This window comes from Cyanobacterium sp. HL-69 (genome assembly GCA_002813895.1).
GTDB lineage: Bacteria > Cyanobacteriota > Cyanobacteriia > Cyanobacteriales > Cyanobacteriaceae > Cyanobacterium.
The window spans coordinates 842857-860708 of the sequence record CP024912.1; the positions used below are offsets into that span (position 1 = coordinate 842857).

A 17852-nucleotide genomic window follows, 5' to 3' on the forward strand; every position below is an offset into this window, starting at 1 on the left:
ACTAAATAGTAATGGGAGAATCTACATTGATGGTTTCGTCTTCGATGGTAAAGTCAATACCATAATTTTTTAGTTGTATGGTAATATTTTCTTTGGCAATATCTAATAATTGACTGCGTAAATCCATAGAAACTCTTTCTGAGCCAAGCAGGAAAAAACTCACCTGGGCTTGGGTCAAAAATTTATTTTTGCTTTGATTTACTTCTTCAAATTTAACTCCTGTATTTCTAGGATCGATGCCGAAAACATCCTTTGTACTCTCAATAATTATCTGTCTAATTAATGCCCTTTCATCTTCGTCTAAAGATGTATTAAATGTGAAATAAACTAGAGAAATAATTTTCTTTGCCCCTGTATAATTTTCTATATTTGCTTGGGTTAATGAACTATTGGGAATAATCATTAATGTTCCTTTTCCTGATAGTCTTATTTTAGTAGATCTTAGTCCTATGGACTCTACTTTACCAAATACCCCGTCAGGTAATCCGATATAATCGTCGATGCTAAATGGTCTATCTAAGTAGATTACGATGCCTCCTAATACTTGCTCTAGGGTTTTTTGTGCCGCAAAGGCGATCGCCAATCCCCCAATACCTAAACTAGCTAAAAGACCAAATAAATTAATACTATGAACTTGAGAAAAAATAAAAATAATTAGTAAAATAATGACAGCATTAGCAACAAATTTACCAACTATTAAAAATTCACTATTAATTTTTTTGTCACTTTTAAGGGCAGCAGTAAGGAGATATTTATCAAATAAAATTCTAAACCATCTAGTGATTAAGCCAATGGTTAAAAAAGATATTGCTAAACTAAGGAAAATTTCACTAACTTCAATTATTTTAGGATCTTCATTTACCAATATATATATATCTAATAATCCTAAAAACCATAGCAGTATAACTAAATTTAAATCTGGTTTAATGACATCTGCGTAAAAACTATGACCATCAGAACTAATAAATTTGCTACTAATGAAGTTGCCTAATTTTTGTAAATAAATAGTAATAGCAAATATTGCTACGATAACTGTAACTATTACTCCTATTTGTAGGGCTGGATCTGCTTTTAAAAAAGTTTCTACCATGTTATTTTAAGTTGTCCTTCAATCAAAGGTAAGATTAATATTAACTATTATCACAATTCACAATAACAGTCTATCTAGGATATGAGTAGATTGAAAAATAACTAACATATATTTGACAATAAATAAATTAAGAAAAGATTAACAAAAAAATGTATTGCGTTTGAAGTAAAAAAGACAGTTAGTCAAAGGAAAATAATGATTAGAATGAAAAGGAATTTAATTCCTCCTTATTTTTTATCATGGATTTTCTTTCAGACACCCTAGTTTTATCAAGAATGCAATTTGCATTTACGGCAATATTTCATATGTTATGGCCTGTATTAACCACGGGCATGGCTATTTATCTGGTAATTGTAGAAGGATTATGGCTCAAAACCAAAAATCCCGACTACTACTATCACGCTCGTTTTTGGGCAAAGTTATATGTGCTAAACTTCGGTATTGGCGTAGCTTCTGGCTCACCCATGGCTTTTCAATTTGGCACTAACTGGGCGCCTTTTTCGGAGTCGGTGGGAGATTTTTTTGGCAGTATTCTCGGTTTTGAAGCCACCATGGCATTTATGTTGGAGGCTGGTTTCTTGGGCATTATGTTATTCGGCTGGGAAAGGGTAAATCCTGTTATCCACTATATGGCTACTATTTTGGTGGCTTTTGGGGCAAACCTTTCTACCTTTTGGATTTTGATTGCCAATTCTTGGATGCAAACCCCCGCAGGAGGGGAATTTGTGGAGGGGAAATTTGTGGTAAGCAATTATTTTGAGGGGATGTTGAATCCTTTTATGGTAAAAAGTGTCTCCCATATGTTTTTGGCTACTCTCGAAACTTCTTTGTTTGTCATTGGCGGTATTAGTGCTTGGTATTTACTCAAAAAACGTCATCAGGCTTTTTTTACTCGCTCCCTTAAAATTGTGCTAATAATGGCGATCGCCATTACCCCTTTACAAGTCTATGTAGGACATCTAAGCGCCGAGCAAGTGTATCACTACCAACCCACCAAATTAGCCGCCATGGAGGCGTTGTGGGATACCGTACCCGCAGGGGAAAAAGCGGATTGGAGTCTATTGGCTTCCCCAAATAATAAAATGGAGAGCAATAACTGGGAAATCAAAGTGCCTAACGCCCTGAGTTATATCCTTGAATTTAAACCCCGTCTCAGTGAGCCTGTATTGGGCTTAAAAGAATGGAAACCAGAAGATCGTCCCTCCATGATAGGTTTAGTATATTATGCCTTTCGTCTCATGAGCGGTATTGCCTTTGTGTTTGTGGGCATCATGGGAATATCCGTTATTCAATGGCTGAGGGGCAAATTTACCCCCGAAAATTTGGCAAACCAAAAACTACTCCTGTGGGCATGGATATTCAGCGCCCCTACGGGTTATCTGGCGGTAGAGTCAGGGTGGATAGTGCGCTGTGTGGGTAGGCAACCTTGGGTTGTTTATGGACAAATTCGCACGGCGGATGCGGTTTCTAATATACCATCGAGTAATGTTTTAACTTCCCTAAGCATTTTCCTCGTTATCTATACCTTACTTTTCTTTTCTGCCCTCTATTTCGGCAGTCGCATCATTAGAAAAGGACCTAATTTTGATTTACCATTACCCGGGAAAAAAGAAGAAAAAACTCCTTTGGAAGTTAATCCTGCTACCCATATTCCCAACAGTCGCCCCATTAACTAAGTGGTAGAGAGGTACTATATTACGTCCGTAAAGGTTTTAGGTGTTAGGTAATTAATTATTCATTGTCAATTGATTAAGAGGAAGTTTTGTAATGGAATCATTAGATTATTTATTGCCCCTAGTGTGGTTTGCTATTTTGGCGTTATTTCTATTCATGTATGTGATGTTAGATGGCTTTGATTTAGGGGTGGGTATCCTTTCCCTGACTTCTTCTACGGAGGAAAGGAGGGGTATATTAATGACGAGTTTAAGTAACGTATGGGATGCTAATGCCACTTGGTTGATTTTGATGGGGGGTAGTTTATTTGGAGCTTTTCCCCTTGCCTATGCGACAATTTTAAGCTCTCTTTATATCCCGATTATGATTATGGTAATCGGGTTAGTTTTTCGCACGGTGGCGTTTGAATTTAGGGAAAATTCAGAGCAAAAGTTATTCTGGAATTTAGCTTTTGGTATTGGTAGTTTGATGGCGACAGTGGGCCAAGGTTTTGCCCTTGCAGGGGTAATTGAAGGGATTCATGTGGACGAAACGGGGCATTTTATTGGCTCAACTTGGGATTGGTTTAATTGGCGTAGTATTATAATTGCCTTAACTTTGATTCAGGGTTATGTTTTAATTGGCTCTTGTTATCTTATTATGAAAACTTCTGATACTCTACAAGAAACCCATTATAAAACCGCTAAACTTGCTTCTATTACTACGTTACTCGGTGCGATCGCCATTACCACAGTCACTCCCATTTTCTCTATTTTTGCACGAAATAGACTATTTGAAGAACCATTTATTTACATCTTTAGTGCTATCCCTATTATCGGATTAGGTTTAGTAATTCTCTTGTTTATCAGCCTGAATAAAAAACAGGAAAGAACACCTTTTATTCTCACTATTTTAATCTTTTTATTAACTTTTGTAGGTTTAGCATTAGTAGTGTTTCCCTATATTATCCCTCCAAGTATTACCATATATCAAGCAGCGGCTTCCCCTAGCTCATTGGTATTTATGCTAATATTTATCGGCTTTTTAATACCAATTATGTTGTTTTATAATGTTTATAATTACTTTGTTTTCCGTGGCAAAGTTACCGCAGAATAAATATTTGAGGTATTAGGTGTTAGGTAGGTAACTGGCTGTGGAAGATAATCGAGTTGGTTACAAAACCCAACAATAACCACAACTATTGCCTATTCACCATTTTCGATTCCCCGCCCTAACCAGAAAATTGAATAATGAATCAACTCTGCCATTGACAGAGGGTAAACAATCGATATATTGTACTACGATACAGTTGGTTAATGTTTTTGTGTGCAAAACTATAATTAACCGTTGTTATTTATCTTGTCTCATATAACCAGAGGTTTTTTAACCCATGGATTATCAAAAATTTTCGCCAAAAAAAGATTAATAATTTTAATTAACTAACTGAATTAAAGTATAAAAGTATAGGAGAAAAAGTGCGTAGAATTATTATTGCTGGTAACTGGAAAATGCACAAAACTCAGAGAGAATCTTTAGAGTTTTTACAAGGTTTTTTACCTCACTTAGAAGATACCCCCGAAAAAAGAGAGGTAGTTTTATGTGTACCTTTCACCAGTTTAAATTTTATGTCAAAAAATTTACATGGTAGCCGAGTTAAACTAGGGGCGCAAAATATCCACTGGGCAGAAGAAGGGGCTTTCACAGGGGAAATTTCCGGAGCTATGTTAACAGAAATTGGTCTAAATTACGTTATTGTAGGTCATAGTGAGCGTCGCCAATATTTTGGAGAAACTGATGACACTGTCAATAAAAGATTGTTGGCGGCACAAAGTCACGGTTTAACTCCCATTTTGTGTGTGGGTGAAAGTAAAGCCCAGAGAGATGCGGGGGAAACTGAGCAAGTAATTTTTGACCAACTTAAAAAAGGTTTGGTAGATGTTGATCAGGATAACTTAGTTATAGCATATGAACCCATATGGGCGATTGGTACTGGAGATACTTGCGAGGCAACGGAAGCCAATCGGGTTATCAGTTTGATTCGTGGGCAGTTAACCAATAAGGATGTCACTATTCAGTATGGTGGCTCCGTAAATCCTGGAAATGTTGATGAAATTATGGCACAATCTGACATTGATGGGGCTTTAGTAGGTGGCGCTAGTCTTCAGGCGGATAGTTTTGCAAGATTGGTAAATTATCAATAAGTCGTTGCTGATTTTAGGTATGATTTGTCATTAGGGTGGGCAATAGGCAGTGGTTTAATTTGATTAACGATCATTTTAAACAATTGTCCATTGTCTATATCTATTTTTTACTAATCATCCTTGGGGTGTTTAGCGATGCCTAGTTTGACAAGGTTTTTTTCTAAAATTTGAATAAAGTTAGCGTCTTTGAGGTATATTTGGCGATCGCCACTAGGATATAATAAATAAGGGTTAGTGCTATCTTTATCAATAAAAGTAAAAGCCTTTTTAAACTCAAGAGAATTAGACTTTATGGGCGCGTCAAAGTGCGCTGGAATAATCTGCTCAAAATTCCATAAAGATACCAAATTTGCCCAATTTAAAACCTTTTTCGAGGCTTGGGGTAAGATTAAACTTTCAAGGATAGGGGCAACAAGGAGACGATTCCGAATGGCAAGGAAAGAAATTTGCCACCCCGATAACCAACGGAAAGGAAATATACCAAAATAATTGCGACGACTACGATTAGGCGCATTTATAGCATTGATAATTAACTCCTTTAAACCCACCGTATCAATCATGCTAGGGCGAAAATAAAGGGCAAATAAACATACCCTTTGCCACCCCTTAAGACGGTTAAATTCATTGTCAGGCAAATCATCAAGGGCTGTTTCACGGGCATGAAAAAGTAAAGGGAAGGGGTTTAATTGGACAATTTCGGGAGGTTTTTCGGGAATAGATATAACCGTATCCGTCACCAATAAAGTGCGGGATGATTTATGATACATGGCAACCTCAGAAAAAGAGCCTTGGGTTAAATCAATATCGAGGATATGATATTCAAACTCCTTTGCAAAGGGAGATTCTCGCCAATCAAGGGGTAAAAATTTGGTTCTATTGATAGGGAAACCCACCCAAGATAATGGTAAACGAAAAGGGAAAGTCCATTGACTTGGCACACAATAAATATCGGCGTAGAGGAAGCGACGGGCAAAGGGTGGTACAAATACTTTATGCTCTAATCCTGAACTCGTAGAGTGGATAATATATTTAATATTGCCATGGATAGATTCTAATTCTTTGATCAATTTTACACATTCTTGGGTAGGGGCGATGGGGCAATATACTAATAATCCTCCCTCCTCCAACTTAACTACTGTCATGCGAATAGGCACCACCGCATACAATAACCCATGGGGTTGCTCAAATATCCAAATTTTATCCTTTAATACTTCCTTTCTGATGGTTGCCCTGCGATTATAAGGATAGAGAGGCAAAAGAAACCACCAGCCCCATTTTTGCTCTTTATTACTATTAATACTCACGTTAATGGACAATTAAATATTTATTTTTTATTTGTCTATGGTATTCGTACTTTCGAGACAAGGGGTTTAAACCCCTTGTTAAATAAATAAGTATAGTTACTTAATTAATTCCTAATAATTCCACATCAAAAATAAGAGTAGCATTAGGGGGAATGACACCACCAGCGCCCCTAGCACCATAACCTAAATCTGGGGGAATAATGAGAGTAGTTTTGTCACCAATTTTCATATTAGCAACTCCTTCATCCCATCCTTTAATTACTTGCCCTACTCCTATGGTAAAGGTAAAAGGTTGGTTTCTATCTTTTGAGCTATCAAATTTTTTGCCTCTTGTGTATCCTTCCTCTGATAGATAACCAGTGTAATGGACGGTTACTTTTTGCCCCCTAGTGGGAGATTCTCCTTCCCCTGCCTCGGTTTGTACGGAGATTAAACCCGTAGAAGAAGTTTGTGCGTTAGATAAATCGATTTCCATATTTCCTGTTTTCATAAGTTTACTTGCATCGGCCACCAAAGTGGGTGACTCTGCCTGAATTTCTTGGGTGGTAGTTGATGCCACTGCACTGGGGTTATTGTTAAAAATCACGGAGAAAATTAACATTCCAGCACATACGAAAATAATGCCTAAGCTAATGACAATCGGTTTCATTTTTTATTAAATGTCTTTGAAGTCATTTTCAATTGTCTATGATTAACGAGCAAATGTCTATGGAATAACTTTAATTGCGGCGATAAAAGTGCAATCGTCCGATGCCCAAACTTAACCCTATGGCATCATTACCCACAGGGAAGGCATGGGTTCTAAATTGGAATATTCCCGTAAAACTAGGATTTCGGTAGGGTTTTAGGGCGATAGTTACTTGATTGTTTGCTCTTATGGGAGATTCAAACTGAATTTCGATTAAATTGGAATTTTCTTCTTTGAACACTTTAACGGGTACAAACTCTTGGCGATCGCCCCTACTACCTAAGAATACCTCAGTTTTTGCTAAATCAAAATTAATATTTTCCACTCCCTGCTGTTGCTCGATGGTTACTTTACCCAAAGGAGGGGAAGACTGCTCAGGAATATCCAAAGTGACATAGTAGGTGGGACTAGGATGGCGGATAGTGTTATGGGGGGTACTAAAATCTATTAAACTAGGGGGAGATTGTGTAAAACGATTACTTGTCGCCCTTAAAGTCTGAATCTGAGTAGAAAAATCATTTTCTGGGGGTAAACTTCCATCTCGACTTTGGCTATTTTGACTTTCTACCCGATTATTGACTGTCGAAAGGTTATTGGTTGTTGCCACAGTAGAAACATTACCATTATTATCATTCAAGTAAAAATCACCCACCACAGAGGAAGTAGTCCAAGGTATTTGACGGCTATTTGTTTCTTGAGAAACTTCCAATCTTACCTGACTAAACATGGTGTCTAAATTTTGATTCTCATTATCCAAGTTATTGAGAACTGCGGCGGTAAAAGTGCCATTACGCCCAACGCCATCCTCCGCTACATTTCCAGGGCCTGTGGCAAAAGCAATAAAAAGTCCAGCGGGGCTGATTTGGATGGGTGCCAAACCACGGGGAATAATAGAGCGAAAATTACGGGCAAAAGGGTTATCACGACAAGCATCTAAAATTACTATATTTACATCACTACCCGCCTCTTGCATCGTTCCTAAAACCCTTCCTAGGGCAAGGGTTTCATAGTCAATTTCACTGGTTCTAGTCAGCTGGGCATTTACAGGAATGAGGTAATTTTCCCCATTATATTGGATGCCATGACCTGCAAAATAAAATAATGCTGTGGCGCCTTCACTTAGCTGATTATAAAACCTTTCCAGAGCTTCATTCATAGCCCTAAGACTACTATCAGTTACTAAAATCACCTCAAAACCTAAATCTTCCAACTTCTGTGCCATGTCATGGGCATCATTAAGAGGGTTACGCAATACTGCAGCGTGTTCATATTGCGCATTGCCAATGATTAAGGCTACTTTTTTTTGTCTCTCTTGTCTTTGAGCTATTAAATTATCGTTAGATTTTCCTACTTCTAAATATTCCTGACTAACTACTTGAGCTTCATGTTCTACATTTGCTTTTACAGGAAAAAAAGGGAGTAAAAAGGCGATCGTTAATAATGTTCTTATGGGATGGGGGTGATACTTAGATTTAACCATAACTTTTATCCCACTTCATTTGTGGCGATAAGTTTATATAAACTAGCTCACTTTTCATAATAATAGCTAATAAATAAAAATAACAATTTATTTCTTAATTATGTAGTATAAATTAACATTCCAAAAAATAGAAAATATCTCTATACTTCTAAATTCTCTGACACAAAGGACTTAAATGAGTTTAAGTAGGAGCAAATTGATTCAGAAATAACATCAGGAGCAAAATCTCCTGAATAAATCCAAACCTCTCTATAACTAAACAATTACAGACAAAGACGTCAAATTAATAATTTTTTATTACTCAACAAGGGGTTTCCACCCCTTGCCTCTAAAATTTTAGAAGTTAAAAATGGGATGTTCCTACAAAATGATAAAGAAAATATCAATTCAAATTTTATTATCACTCTTCCATTACTTAATGTTATTTAGCGCCAAGATTTATTTTCTAAATCTCGAATTTGACGCTCAAGACGATCAATTCTTCCCCTTAACTCATCCATTTCAGACTGTCTAGGTACTCCTAAATCTTGTAACATATTACGCAATTGACGCTCCATTTGAGCTTGAAAATTACCAGATTCGGACTGCATTTGTTGCATCATATCATCCACAATGCCCTTAGCCTGATCTGGGTTTATCTTACCATCCTTGACCCATTGATCGCTTACTTCCTTAATTTTTTCTGCAGCCAGAGAAGTGGTGCCGACACCAATCATTAATAATTGTTTTAGCCAATCGTTATTATCCATAATTTATTTACAGTAAAATTTAATTTTGTTATCCTTCAATTATTACATTTAGCCACAGGAGAATTAAAACTTTAATTAATTCATCTAAATTTCTCCATGGAAAATCGAAAATAATCTCTAAAAATAGCAGTTTGTCATTTGCGGTGGAAATTTTATTTTCCCTTGCTCATTCACCAAACTTTAAATAGATTATTTGTTAACACTACAAAATGCGTTATCTTTTTCTCTGATTACTTTTGCGAGGTTAGGGCGCCCAGATAACTGCAAACGATATTTTGCCCAAATGCCGTAAATTTGATCAGCTAACCAACCGATAACTGGTATTTTGGTAATGGCGTATATCCACCCCATGCCCAATATTTCATAAACTCTGCGAAATACTTCTACATTGGTGATAATGGTGCCATCGGCTAGGATGGCGTGAATTTTGCCCATGGCGGTAGCGTAGTCAATATTTTGATTTGCTTCGGGGGAATAGTCAGGGGAGGAAATATCGACAAAAGCAACTTTTCCTCTACCGTTATCTTTTTTCTTGAGAAAGTTTACTTCTTTGACGCAAAAAGGGCATTCTCCATCGTAGAGGAGTTTGATTTCGTAGGAAGGATTATTATTTGACATGGCTAGATAATCTTATTAAGATTTGTAAATTGGTAGTAAAATCATGGTAACTAAAAAAAATTCAGATTATCAATGCAAACATTCGGTACTCGTCAAACTATTCAATTTAAACCCCAACCTCTAAAAGTCATTGCCATTGGTGATAGTTTGATTTATGGTTATGGTGATAGGGAAGGGGGAGGATGGGTTGAGCGTTTAAAGCGTCGTTGGATGTATGGTGAAAAGGAACACGTATTGTATAATTTAGGTATTAGGGGCGATCGCACTTCCCAAGTAAAAGAAAGATTAGCCCTAGAATATAAATATCGTGGAGAATTAAGAAACCGTTATCCCGATAGAATAATCATCTCCGTAGGTGTCAACGACTCACCAAGACTAGGACGCAAAGCAGGAAGAAACCTCACCGATTACGATAAATTCTGCCAAGACATCGAAGAATTGTTAAACCAAGCCCAACAACTTTGCCCAGTTTTTTTCATTGGCATGATACCCGTTAACGAAGAAAAAATGCCCTTCCTAGACTGCTTTTATTATAATCGTCGAGATCAATATCGCTACAAAGAAGCCACCAAACAAGCCTGTGAAGCCCTTAATATTCCATATCTCGATACCTTTGATTTATGGACAAGTAGAGGAGAAAACTGGATAAAAAATCATCTTTGTGAAGACGGATTACATCCCAATGTACAAGGCTATCAATCAATATATCAAGACATCATCCAATGGCAACCCTTACAATTAATGATAGAAAAATACCCGAGTTAAAAGCCTACACTTTAGCCTTCATCAAAAAAATATTCCGAAAAACAAAGGTAACTGTGATAGTATCTGAGGTAAATTTAAAAAGAAATAAAGTAAAAAAATCTGGTGTTGAGGAGTAACAAAATGAAATATCAAAGACTAGAAAATATTCCTAGCCCTCGCCAACATAACAATCCCTTAAGAATTGGCGTAATTGGGGTAGGTAATATGGGGCAACATCATACCCGTGTCTTAAGTCTCCTCAAAGATGTAGAATTAGTCGGCATTGCTGATGTCAACGTAGAAAGAGGTTTAGATATTGCCAGTAAATATCGAGCCCGTTTTTTTGACAACTACCTCGAAATGTTACCCCATGTAGATGCAGTATGTATCGCTGCCCCCACCAGATTACATCACCAAGTAGGTTTAGACTGCTTTAGGGCAGGAGTTCATGTATTGATGGAAAAACCCATCGCTGCTAGTATCGAAGAAGCAGAATCCCTTGTTAATGCCGCCGCTGAAGCTAACTGTATCCTCCAAGTAGGACACATTGAACGTTTTAATCCCGCTTTTCAGGAATTGAGTAAAATTCTTAAAACAGAAAATCTCCTCGCCCTCGAAGCCCACCGCATGAGTCCTTATTCCGATAGGGCAAATGATGTTTCTGTAGTACTTGACTTGATGATTCATGACTTAGATTTATTTCTCGAATTAGCAGGGGCGCCAGTCACCAAATTAAGCGCCACAGGTAGCCGCGCCGCCGAATCCCAATATTTAGACTATGTCACCGCTACCCTAAACTTTGCTAATGGCATTGTTGCCACCGTCACCGCTAGTAAAGTAACCCACCGTAAAATTCGCCGTATCACCGCCCACTGTCGTAAAAGTTTAACGGAGGCTGATTTTCTTAATAATGAAATTTTGATTCATCGTCAAACCACCGCCAACTACACCACCGATTATGGACAAATTCTTTATCGCCAAGATGGTTTAATCGAAAAAGTTTATACTAGCAATATTGAGCCTCTCCATGCCGAATTAGAACATTTTGCCAGTTGTGTTAGGGGGGGTAATCAACCCTCTGTCGGAGGGGAACAAGCCCTAAAGGCGTTGCGTTTAGCTAGTTATATTGAGCAGTTAGCCCTCGATGGCAAAGTTTGGCAAGATTTCTCTGTTAACTTAGAAGATATTAATGGGGGAGTTGTAGTTAGCCCCCACTAATTATGGTGCGCTTTTATTATCTAACGGCTTCTAACAGACGAGAATAATAAAAACTGGTGCTAGTCATTTCTTGGCGTTTGATGTTAAAACCATTATCATTAAGAATTTTAATAATATCTTCCTCTTTATGTTGATAAGCCCTAGTGGTTTTACTTGGCCCCGGAAAAAACTCACCAATTTTCTTTAAAATAGTTAAAAAGGGAGTTTTGGGTGCAAAACTTAAAATCAATCGAGACTTTGCCAAGGAAGCAAGATGGCTAATCATTGCGGCGGCATCTTCGGTGGGATAGTGAATAAGTACATCTAAACAAATAACGGTGTCATACTCTCCCCGAATAGACTCTAAGTCTTGCACCGCTAACCTAACGTTACGGGGATTTGTCATTACCTGTTTAATTTTTTCGGCGGCTTCTCCTACCATTTTGGCAGATATATCACTGGCGAAAACCGTTGCCTCATCTTGGGCGAGGGGAATGGTTAAACTACCAACTCCACAACCTGCATCGCAGATAGATAGTTGGGAAAGATTACCGTCATCTTGTAACCACTTTACTACTTTATCGATGGTTTGTTGATGTCCTTGCCTAATATCTAGCTGTACTTTGTTTACTGTACCATTGCCATAAATATTACGCCAACGTTCAAACCCTGTGGCATTAAAATATTCTTTGACGACTTTTTTATCATCAACTTTGTTTTTTAGTGTAGTTGTCATGGTAATTTTTGCGGTTTTTAATTATTTCTCTGGGGATGTGATAATTGCGGATACAATCCTTTAATTTACCAGAATTTCTCTGGGATTGTCACGGGTTGTGATACTTCTATTATTTCAGTATATTCAAACTGGTTATCACTTTTTTTGACGAGGGGATATTGCTTTCCATACAAAGTGATATAGTCTTCTTGACAGTCTTGTTTTGGTGAGCGATAAACTAAGACATATTGACGATGAATATAGTTATCCATTTCTTTTTCTACTTCCATCCTCCATTGGGTTTTGGTAACTAACACTACCAGTTGATTAGCTAATTGAGGAATGGCTTTGGCTACTTGGGTGCGGTAAATTTCGTCGAGACTGCCGAAGGGGGAATCCATGATGATGGGGAATTGATGGGCGGAGGGTTTGACAATACTATCTTCTGTTGACCATTGTTTTACCATGTCGATGATAGCACCGATAAAGGAAAGGCTAAGAATTTGATTTTCTCCTGTGGAGGCGGCAACGTCGAGGGGGATTCCAGAGGTGTTTTCAATGAGGTTTAATTCATAGTTTTCGTTGAGTTGTGGTTGATAGGGGGTGAAGGAAATTGTGCTAAATATTTCTTGTAGTCTTTTTTCGAGGGCGAGACGAAATTGGTTTTCTAGTCTTATTTTTACTTCTTGGAGACATTTTATTGATTCTTCGGTGGCGTTTATTCTTTTTTGGGTTAGTTGATATTTTTCGGCTTTTATTTCTTGTTTTTTGATGGTTTTTTCAAGGGTTTTTATATTTTCAGTAATGGTTTCTATTTGTAGGTTTGTTTCTCCTTGATTGAGGGTTAATTTGCGGATATGTTGTTCAATATTATCTAATTCTTTTTGAGCAGATTGAATATTTTTGTCGGGATATACTCTAAGTTGATCATTTATTTTATCGATTTCATTTTCTATTTGGCTTAGTTTTTCTCGATATTCACCAATTTGGTATTGATATTGGTCAATTTCTTGATATATATTTTCAGGATAGGATTCAATAGTTTTTACTTGCACATCCAAACGTATAGCTTCTTCTTCCATTTTGGCAACCCCTGCTTTATTCATCCACTGTTTTACTTCTTCGTAGGGTTGATTTCCTTCTCTTAATTCTGTACCACAAATACAGCGATTTTGTTCTAGTAAATGGTTAACAAATTCTTTTTTTATACCGCTGGGAAGTTGTCCTTTTTCTCTCAGTTTATCTACTATAATATGGAACTGGGCGATCGCCCCTACAAGATAAATTAAATAACCTTGACGGGAGACTATTTGCTTAATTTTTTGACGATGATTACCTAATTGAATCCGATAATGTTTAGCATCTTGTAATAACTTATTTCGTAAAGTTTCTAAATTTTTAACTCCACTCATTTCTAATAGTTGACTGGAAATGTTTTGTTTATCTTCTGCCAATTTATGTAACCGAGAAATAATTAATTTGTTTTGCTCTTCTTTCTCTTCTTTTTCTTGCTCTAAATCTCTTTTTTGTCTAATAGTTTGTTTAACCTCTATATCGCCTAATACTGACAACTCATCTTGTAACGTTTTTTTAGCATTTTTTAGATGAATTACAGCTCTTTCAATAAATTTCACTCCTATTAACTCTTTAGTATCTTCCGCTATTTTTTTCCTTTCTCCAGAACGAAAAATCTGCTCAATTTGTTCTCCATCAAAAAAGAAGTATTGGTGTAAACTACTAGGTAAAATTCTCTCAATAATGTCCTCTGGTTTTTCATGGGGATATTTGGTAGTGCCATCATCGGCCGTCACCATCATAGTTAAAGTAGATTGACTATTTTCTAGTTTATTCTGAGCATTTCGACTGACAAAAAACCTTCTTTTTACCTGATAACGAAAGTAATTATGATCAAATACTACCATTACTGAACATTCAATATTTACCCCTATTTCAGCTTCATTAATCGCCTTTTTATTGATTAACAAATGGGGAGACGAAAAAGCAGGAGTAAACTTTTCATACAATACCCAAGTAAAAGCATTTAATAAAGTAGTTTTTCCCGCACCATTATTACCATGAATAATAGTAGTGTGTTTTTCCCCTCCACTAAAAGAAATAACAGGAGTCTCCCCATAAAACTGCCTAAAATTATTAGCTTGTAAAGAGATTAGTTTCATTGAATATTTTGTTTAATTATTTTTAAGACATCATCATTAATATGACGAAGGTTATTATTGTATAGTCGTTCTTTTTCTAATGTTAAAACCTGTTCAATAATGCTTTTAACTTCTGGTTTTACATTTTGAATTGGTTCATTGATTTCATCTAAGTTGATAAGGCTAGTATTGACCATCTTATTAGGTTTATAATACTTTTTTTTACATTATATAGCAGTCTTAAATAGTTGATAAAAAAGTTTTTGCTTAACTAATAATAGTTAGTTTCTTGATGATTCGTTAGAATAATACAGATTTTTTATCTTTCGATGTCCGCTAAACTTTAGTAATTTTTATGAAAAAATATCTGCCTTTTTTTATTTTAGGACTAAGTGCGATCGCCTTTCCCCTGTTATTATATGGATTATCAGGAATAAAAGGTTTTATTTTAGGAATACTATTGGTAATAGCAGGGGCATACCTGTATAAATATCCCCAAACTAGCTTGTATATGTTACTCATATATCTATGTTTTGGTGGTACGATTACTTATCTAATTCCCGGTACTTATACTATTAATGGACCATACATCAGCTTTACTTCTCAATACGCTATCCTGCAAATCATCATAGATGTATTTTATATTCCCCCAGTAATTGCCATCATCCTAAGCTACAAAAAACAAGACTATCAAGAAAATTATCAAAAATATCGAGCAATAATTTGGAGTACAATAGCTTTTTTTGTCATTGCATTACTACACTTCCTGTTTGTTAACATACCCAATTATTTTGACGGTGAGCAAGGAAATCAAATATTGGTAGGTATTATAGGTCTAAAAATATGGTTAGGATATATCCCGTTAATTTTATGTGGATATTATCTTACTAAAAGCAAAAAACATCTTAATAGAATAATCCAACTACAAATAGTCCTCATCCTAATCTGTTGTGTGTTAACCCTATTCCAATATTATGCCCTCAAAGCAGGACTATGTATCGGTAGTGTTGACTTACCAGCCCCTGCCTTTAATCGTACAACTCTACAAGCTAGATGTTTAATCGGAGGCTCATTACTATACTATCCTGACTGGGATTTAATTCGTTTACCAGGAACATTTGTTGCCCCTTGGCAGTGGGGATGGTTCTTGATTTCTAGCATCTTTTTCGCAGTTATTGGGACTATTCTTTTAGAAGAAAAAATATGGAACTATCTTAGTTGGTTATCTTGTTTTTTATTGGTAATTTGTAGTATTATTTCAGGTCAAAGAATAGCACTATTATTAGTACCACTATTTTTGATAATTCTTGAATTAATTACTGAGAATAAAATCAAAAAGATAGCCTTTAAAATAGGTGGAATAGTTTTCATTACAATAATTAGTCTAAATCTTGGTTTCGTACAAAGTGCCATTAACAATTTTTTAGGGCGTTGGAATGTGTCACCCCCTACGGAATTTTTTATTAATACCCTTTCCACAGTGTTAGATAATCAAAGCAGTATTTTTGGTAATGGAATAGGAGTAACCCTTAGTGCCGCCAGAAGATTTGGGAATGTTCGTTTAATCGAAATTTTTCCTGCTCAATTAATTTATGAAATGGGATTCATTGGGCTAATTTCTTTTTATACCTTTGCCACAATTTTAGTGATATTCGGTTACAAGGCTTATAAAAAAGTAAAAGATAAAGCCATCAAAAAAGTTGCTCTATGTTTATGGATTTTTGTTGTTTTTATTAGTTATAATCCATACTATTATCCCCTGATAGTAGATCCTGTAAATGTTTATTATTGGTTGACTTTCGGTATTTTACTCAAACTACCAAGTGTGGAAAAAAACCAAGAATCAGCTATGATTATTAATGAAGATCCTAATTGATGTGTGAGGTGGAAAATCATGGATGGTGGTAACAACGACAAAATTGTAGGCTACTTCATTGAAGAAGCTAAAGAGCATTTAGAAACCATTGAAAAAGGGATTTTAGACTTATCCTCTGTTATCGAAGATGAGGAAAGTGTTAACGAATTATTTAGGGCAGCCCACTCCATCAAAGGAGGCGCTGCTATGCTAGGTTTTACCAGCATTCAAACCACAGCACACCGTCTTGAGGATGCTTTTAAGGTAATAAAAGATCAGACCATCGAACCTGATCAAACCCTAGAAAGTCTTTTCCTTAAAGCCTACGACATTTTACAAGATTTATTGGAACGTTTACAAGGTCCTTTTGGTTTAAAAGAAGAAGAGGGGGAAGGAATACTTCAAGCGGCTGAGCCTCATTTTACGGAATTACAAAACTATTTGTTGCAATTGGTGGATGGAGATATTCCCAAAGCACCAAAAGTTACTTCCGAATCTGTCAGGGCTTCTTCTCCTTCACTAATAGCAGTGCCGAAAGATGATGTGGTGGCAGAAGTTAGACAGTTGTTACAAAGAATGTTGGTTATTTTTAAGCAGGATTCAACCCCTGAGAATCGTCAACAGTTAGAGGGAATTTGTGATAAGTTAATTCAACTTGCCCCCGATGAAAATGGTTGGAAAAACCTGTTGAAGTCTGCTCAAAAAGCCGTTGCGAATCCAAAACATTCCTATCGTTTACTGGCCCCTGTAGTCATTAAGGAAATCAAGTTGGCGGGAGATTGTCTGGAAGTAGGTAAGGGTTCAGAAATTGCTCCTTCTCAAGGTTTAGAGCAGTTAGCACAATCAAAAATGCCTCAAATTTTGTTAACATTAGATCCTGAAACCGCTGCTGATACTCTATCTCAAGTATTTAATAGGGAACAAATTTCCCGTCTGGTTAATTTATTACAAACAACTACCTAGAGTTTGATAAAAAAGTGTTTTCCATTACAAACAGTAATTTAAATAATTAGAGTAAGCTAGAAAAACAATTAAAAATAATATTTATTTGATTGTTAATCTTTTTCATTCCTAGTTGAGCTTATGTTACCAATTATTACTCGTTTCTTGGAAGATTATTATGTTTATCTAAAGCCCCTTTATTTTGTAGGGGCTTGGTTACTGTTATTTTTATTGGTAGCTAGTATTTTGCGAGGTGTTAGGGATGCGGTGAAGCGTAGTCAGGCCATGCACGAAATTCCCTGTACTAATTGCCAATATTTTACTAATGATTATCGTCTCAAGTGTACTATCCAACCCAATATTGCGAATACAGAATTGGCAAAGGATTGTCCTGATTTTATGGTCGAAGAAAGCTGGTAAGATTAGAATATGTTACATAAATTAATCATCACTGACTAAA

17 protein-coding genes are annotated in these 17852 nt (G+C 36.3%); 8 read left to right on the top strand and 9 right to left on the bottom strand.

Translation table 11 applies throughout. The features are described 5' to 3' along the window. Nucleotide 1: 1 nt before the first annotated feature. On the bottom strand, nt 2–1090 hold the full coding sequence (locus tag AA637_RS03770) for a mechanosensitive ion channel family protein (RefSeq protein ID WP_446683955.1): 1089 nt from the start codon (nt 1088–1090) through the stop codon (nt 2–4). A gap of 239 nt (nt 1091–1329) precedes the next feature. Here AA637_RS03770 and AA637_RS03775 point away from each other — a divergent pair, with 239 nt between their 5' ends. The 3 genes from AA637_RS03775 to tpiA all read left to right on the top strand — a co-directional run bounded on the left by AA637_RS03775 (nt 1330) and on the right by tpiA (nt 4944). Then, a complete protein-coding gene (locus tag AA637_RS03775; RefSeq protein WP_446683956.1) occupies nt 1330–2766 on the top strand; it encodes a cytochrome ubiquinol oxidase subunit I in 1437 nt (478 codons plus the stop codon). A gap of 91 nt (nt 2767–2857) precedes the next feature. After that, the gene (gene cydB, locus AA637_RS03780; RefSeq protein WP_446683957.1) at nt 2858–3859 is read left to right on the top strand and encodes a cytochrome d ubiquinol oxidase subunit II; all 1002 of its coding nucleotides are present in this window, start codon (nt 2858–2860) and stop codon (nt 3857–3859) included. Between the two features lie 359 nt (nt 3860–4218). Beyond that, nucleotides 4219–4944, top strand: coding sequence for a triose-phosphate isomerase (gene tpiA, locus AA637_RS03785; protein WP_446683958.1), 726 nt, complete (start codon nt 4219–4221; stop codon nt 4942–4944). 110 nt (nt 4945–5054) lie between these two features. Here tpiA and AA637_RS03790 read toward each other — a convergent pair whose 3' ends face one another. The 5 genes from AA637_RS03790 to AA637_RS03810 all read right to left on the bottom strand — a co-directional run bounded on the left by AA637_RS03790 (nt 5055) and on the right by AA637_RS03810 (nt 9783). Next, nucleotides 5055–6260 carry a DUF4336 domain-containing protein gene (locus AA637_RS03790; RefSeq protein WP_446683959.1) on the bottom strand — a complete coding sequence of 402 codons (1206 nt, stop codon included), beginning with the start codon at nt 6258–6260 and terminating at the stop codon, nt 5055–5057. Between the two features lie 88 nt (nt 6261–6348). Next, complete coding sequence (locus tag AA637_RS03795; RefSeq protein WP_446683960.1) at nt 6349–6897, bottom strand: FKBP-type peptidyl-prolyl cis-trans isomerase; 549 nt, start codon at nt 6895–6897, stop codon at nt 6349–6351. 70 nt (nt 6898–6967) lie between these two features. Beyond that, complete coding sequence (locus AA637_RS03800) at nt 6968–8416, bottom strand: DUF2808 domain-containing protein (protein WP_446683961.1); 1449 nt, start codon at nt 8414–8416, stop codon at nt 6968–6970. A gap of 425 nt (nt 8417–8841) precedes the next feature. Next, nucleotides 8842–9165 (bottom strand): phasin family protein, encoded by a 324-nt coding sequence (locus AA637_RS03805; protein WP_446683962.1) that lies wholly within the window; start codon nt 9163–9165, stop codon nt 8842–8844. Between the two features lie 189 nt (nt 9166–9354). Beyond that, nucleotides 9355–9783 carry a thiol-disulfide oxidoreductase DCC family protein gene (locus tag AA637_RS03810; protein ID WP_446683963.1) on the bottom strand — a complete coding sequence of 143 codons (429 nt, stop codon included), beginning with the start codon at nt 9781–9783 and terminating at the stop codon, nt 9355–9357. 72 nt (nt 9784–9855) lie between these two features. Here AA637_RS03810 and AA637_RS03815 point away from each other — a divergent pair, with 72 nt between their 5' ends. Continuing rightward, the gene (locus tag AA637_RS03815; RefSeq protein WP_446683964.1) at nt 9856–10548 is read left to right on the top strand and encodes a GDSL-type esterase/lipase family protein; all 693 of its coding nucleotides are present in this window, start codon (nt 9856–9858) and stop codon (nt 10546–10548) included. Nucleotides 10549–10668: 120 nt separating this feature from the next. After that, nucleotides 10669–11745, top strand: a complete 1077-nt coding sequence (locus AA637_RS03820) for a Gfo/Idh/MocA family protein (RefSeq protein WP_069791597.1) — start codon at nt 10669–10671, stop codon at nt 11743–11745. A gap of 16 nt (nt 11746–11761) precedes the next feature. Here the strand turns inward: AA637_RS03820 and bchM are convergent, their stop codons facing one another. The 3 genes from bchM to AA637_RS03835 form a co-directional block, all read right to left on the bottom strand. After that, a complete protein-coding gene (gene bchM / locus AA637_RS03825; RefSeq protein ID WP_446683965.1) occupies nt 11762–12460 on the bottom strand; it encodes a magnesium protoporphyrin IX methyltransferase in 699 nt (232 codons plus the stop codon). Between the two features lie 65 nt (nt 12461–12525). Beyond that, on the bottom strand, nt 12526–14616 hold the full coding sequence (locus tag AA637_RS03830) for an AAA family ATPase (RefSeq protein WP_446683966.1): 2091 nt from the start codon (nt 14614–14616) through the stop codon (nt 12526–12528). Next, a complete protein-coding gene (locus AA637_RS03835; protein ID WP_446683967.1) occupies nt 14613–14792 on the bottom strand; it encodes a hypothetical protein in 180 nt (59 codons plus the stop codon). Before AA637_RS03835 ends, AA637_RS03830 begins: the two co-directional genes overlap by 4 nt. Before the next feature lie 158 nt (nt 14793–14950). Between AA637_RS03835 and AA637_RS03840 the strand changes: the two genes are divergently transcribed. The 3 genes from AA637_RS03840 (at nt 14951) to AA637_RS03850 (ending at nt 17812) form a co-directional block, all read left to right on the top strand. Beyond that, nucleotides 14951–16471, top strand: a complete 1521-nt coding sequence (locus tag AA637_RS03840; RefSeq protein ID WP_446683968.1) for a hypothetical protein — start codon at nt 14951–14953, stop codon at nt 16469–16471. 18 nt (nt 16472–16489) lie between these two features. After that, nucleotides 16490–17413 (top strand): Hpt domain-containing protein, encoded by a 924-nt coding sequence (locus tag AA637_RS03845; RefSeq protein WP_446683969.1) that lies wholly within the window; start codon nt 16490–16492, stop codon nt 17411–17413. A 120-nt stretch (nt 17414–17533) separates the two neighbouring features. Continuing rightward, nucleotides 17534–17812, top strand: a complete 279-nt coding sequence (locus AA637_RS03850) for a hypothetical protein (protein WP_446683970.1) — start codon at nt 17534–17536, stop codon at nt 17810–17812. Nucleotides 17813–17852: the final 40 nt, after the last annotated feature.

Coding starts and splice junctions, on each gene's coding strand:
- AA637_RS03770 (WP_446683955.1), bottom strand. CDS start 1,090: ATGGTAGAAACTTTTTTAAAAGCAGATCCAGCCCTACAAATAGGAGTA.
- AA637_RS03775 (WP_446683956.1), top strand. CDS start 1,330: ATGGATTTTCTTTCAGACACCCTAGTTTTATCAAGAATGCAATTTGCA.
- cydB (WP_446683957.1), top strand. CDS start 2,858: ATGGAATCATTAGATTATTTATTGCCCCTAGTGTGGTTTGCTATTTTG.
- AA637_RS03795 (WP_446683960.1), bottom strand. CDS start 6,897: ATGAAACCGATTGTCATTAGCTTAGGCATTATTTTCGTATGTGCTGGA.
- AA637_RS03800 (WP_446683961.1), bottom strand. CDS start 8,416: ATGGTTAAATCTAAGTATCACCCCCATCCCATAAGAACATTATTAACG.
- AA637_RS03805 (WP_446683962.1), bottom strand. CDS start 9,165: ATGGATAATAACGATTGGCTAAAACAATTATTAATGATTGGTGTCGGC.
- AA637_RS03810 (WP_446683963.1), bottom strand. CDS start 9,783: ATGTCAAATAATAATCCTTCCTACGAAATCAAACTCCTCTACGATGGA.
- AA637_RS03815 (WP_446683964.1), top strand. CDS start 9,856: ATGCAAACATTCGGTACTCGTCAAACTATTCAATTTAAACCCCAACCT.
- AA637_RS03820 (WP_069791597.1), top strand. CDS start 10,669: ATGAAATATCAAAGACTAGAAAATATTCCTAGCCCTCGCCAACATAAC.
- bchM (WP_446683965.1), bottom strand. CDS start 12,460: ATGACAACTACACTAAAAAACAAAGTTGATGATAAAAAAGTCGTCAAA.
- AA637_RS03830 (WP_446683966.1), bottom strand. CDS start 14,616: ATGAAACTAATCTCTTTACAAGCTAATAATTTTAGGCAGTTTTATGGG.
- AA637_RS03835 (WP_446683967.1), bottom strand. CDS start 14,792: ATGGTCAATACTAGCCTTATCAACTTAGATGAAATCAATGAACCAATT.
- AA637_RS03840 (WP_446683968.1), top strand. CDS start 14,951: ATGAAAAAATATCTGCCTTTTTTTATTTTAGGACTAAGTGCGATCGCC.
- AA637_RS03845 (WP_446683969.1), top strand. CDS start 16,490: ATGGATGGTGGTAACAACGACAAAATTGTAGGCTACTTCATTGAAGAA.
- AA637_RS03850 (WP_446683970.1), top strand. CDS start 17,534: ATGTTACCAATTATTACTCGTTTCTTGGAAGATTATTATGTTTATCTA.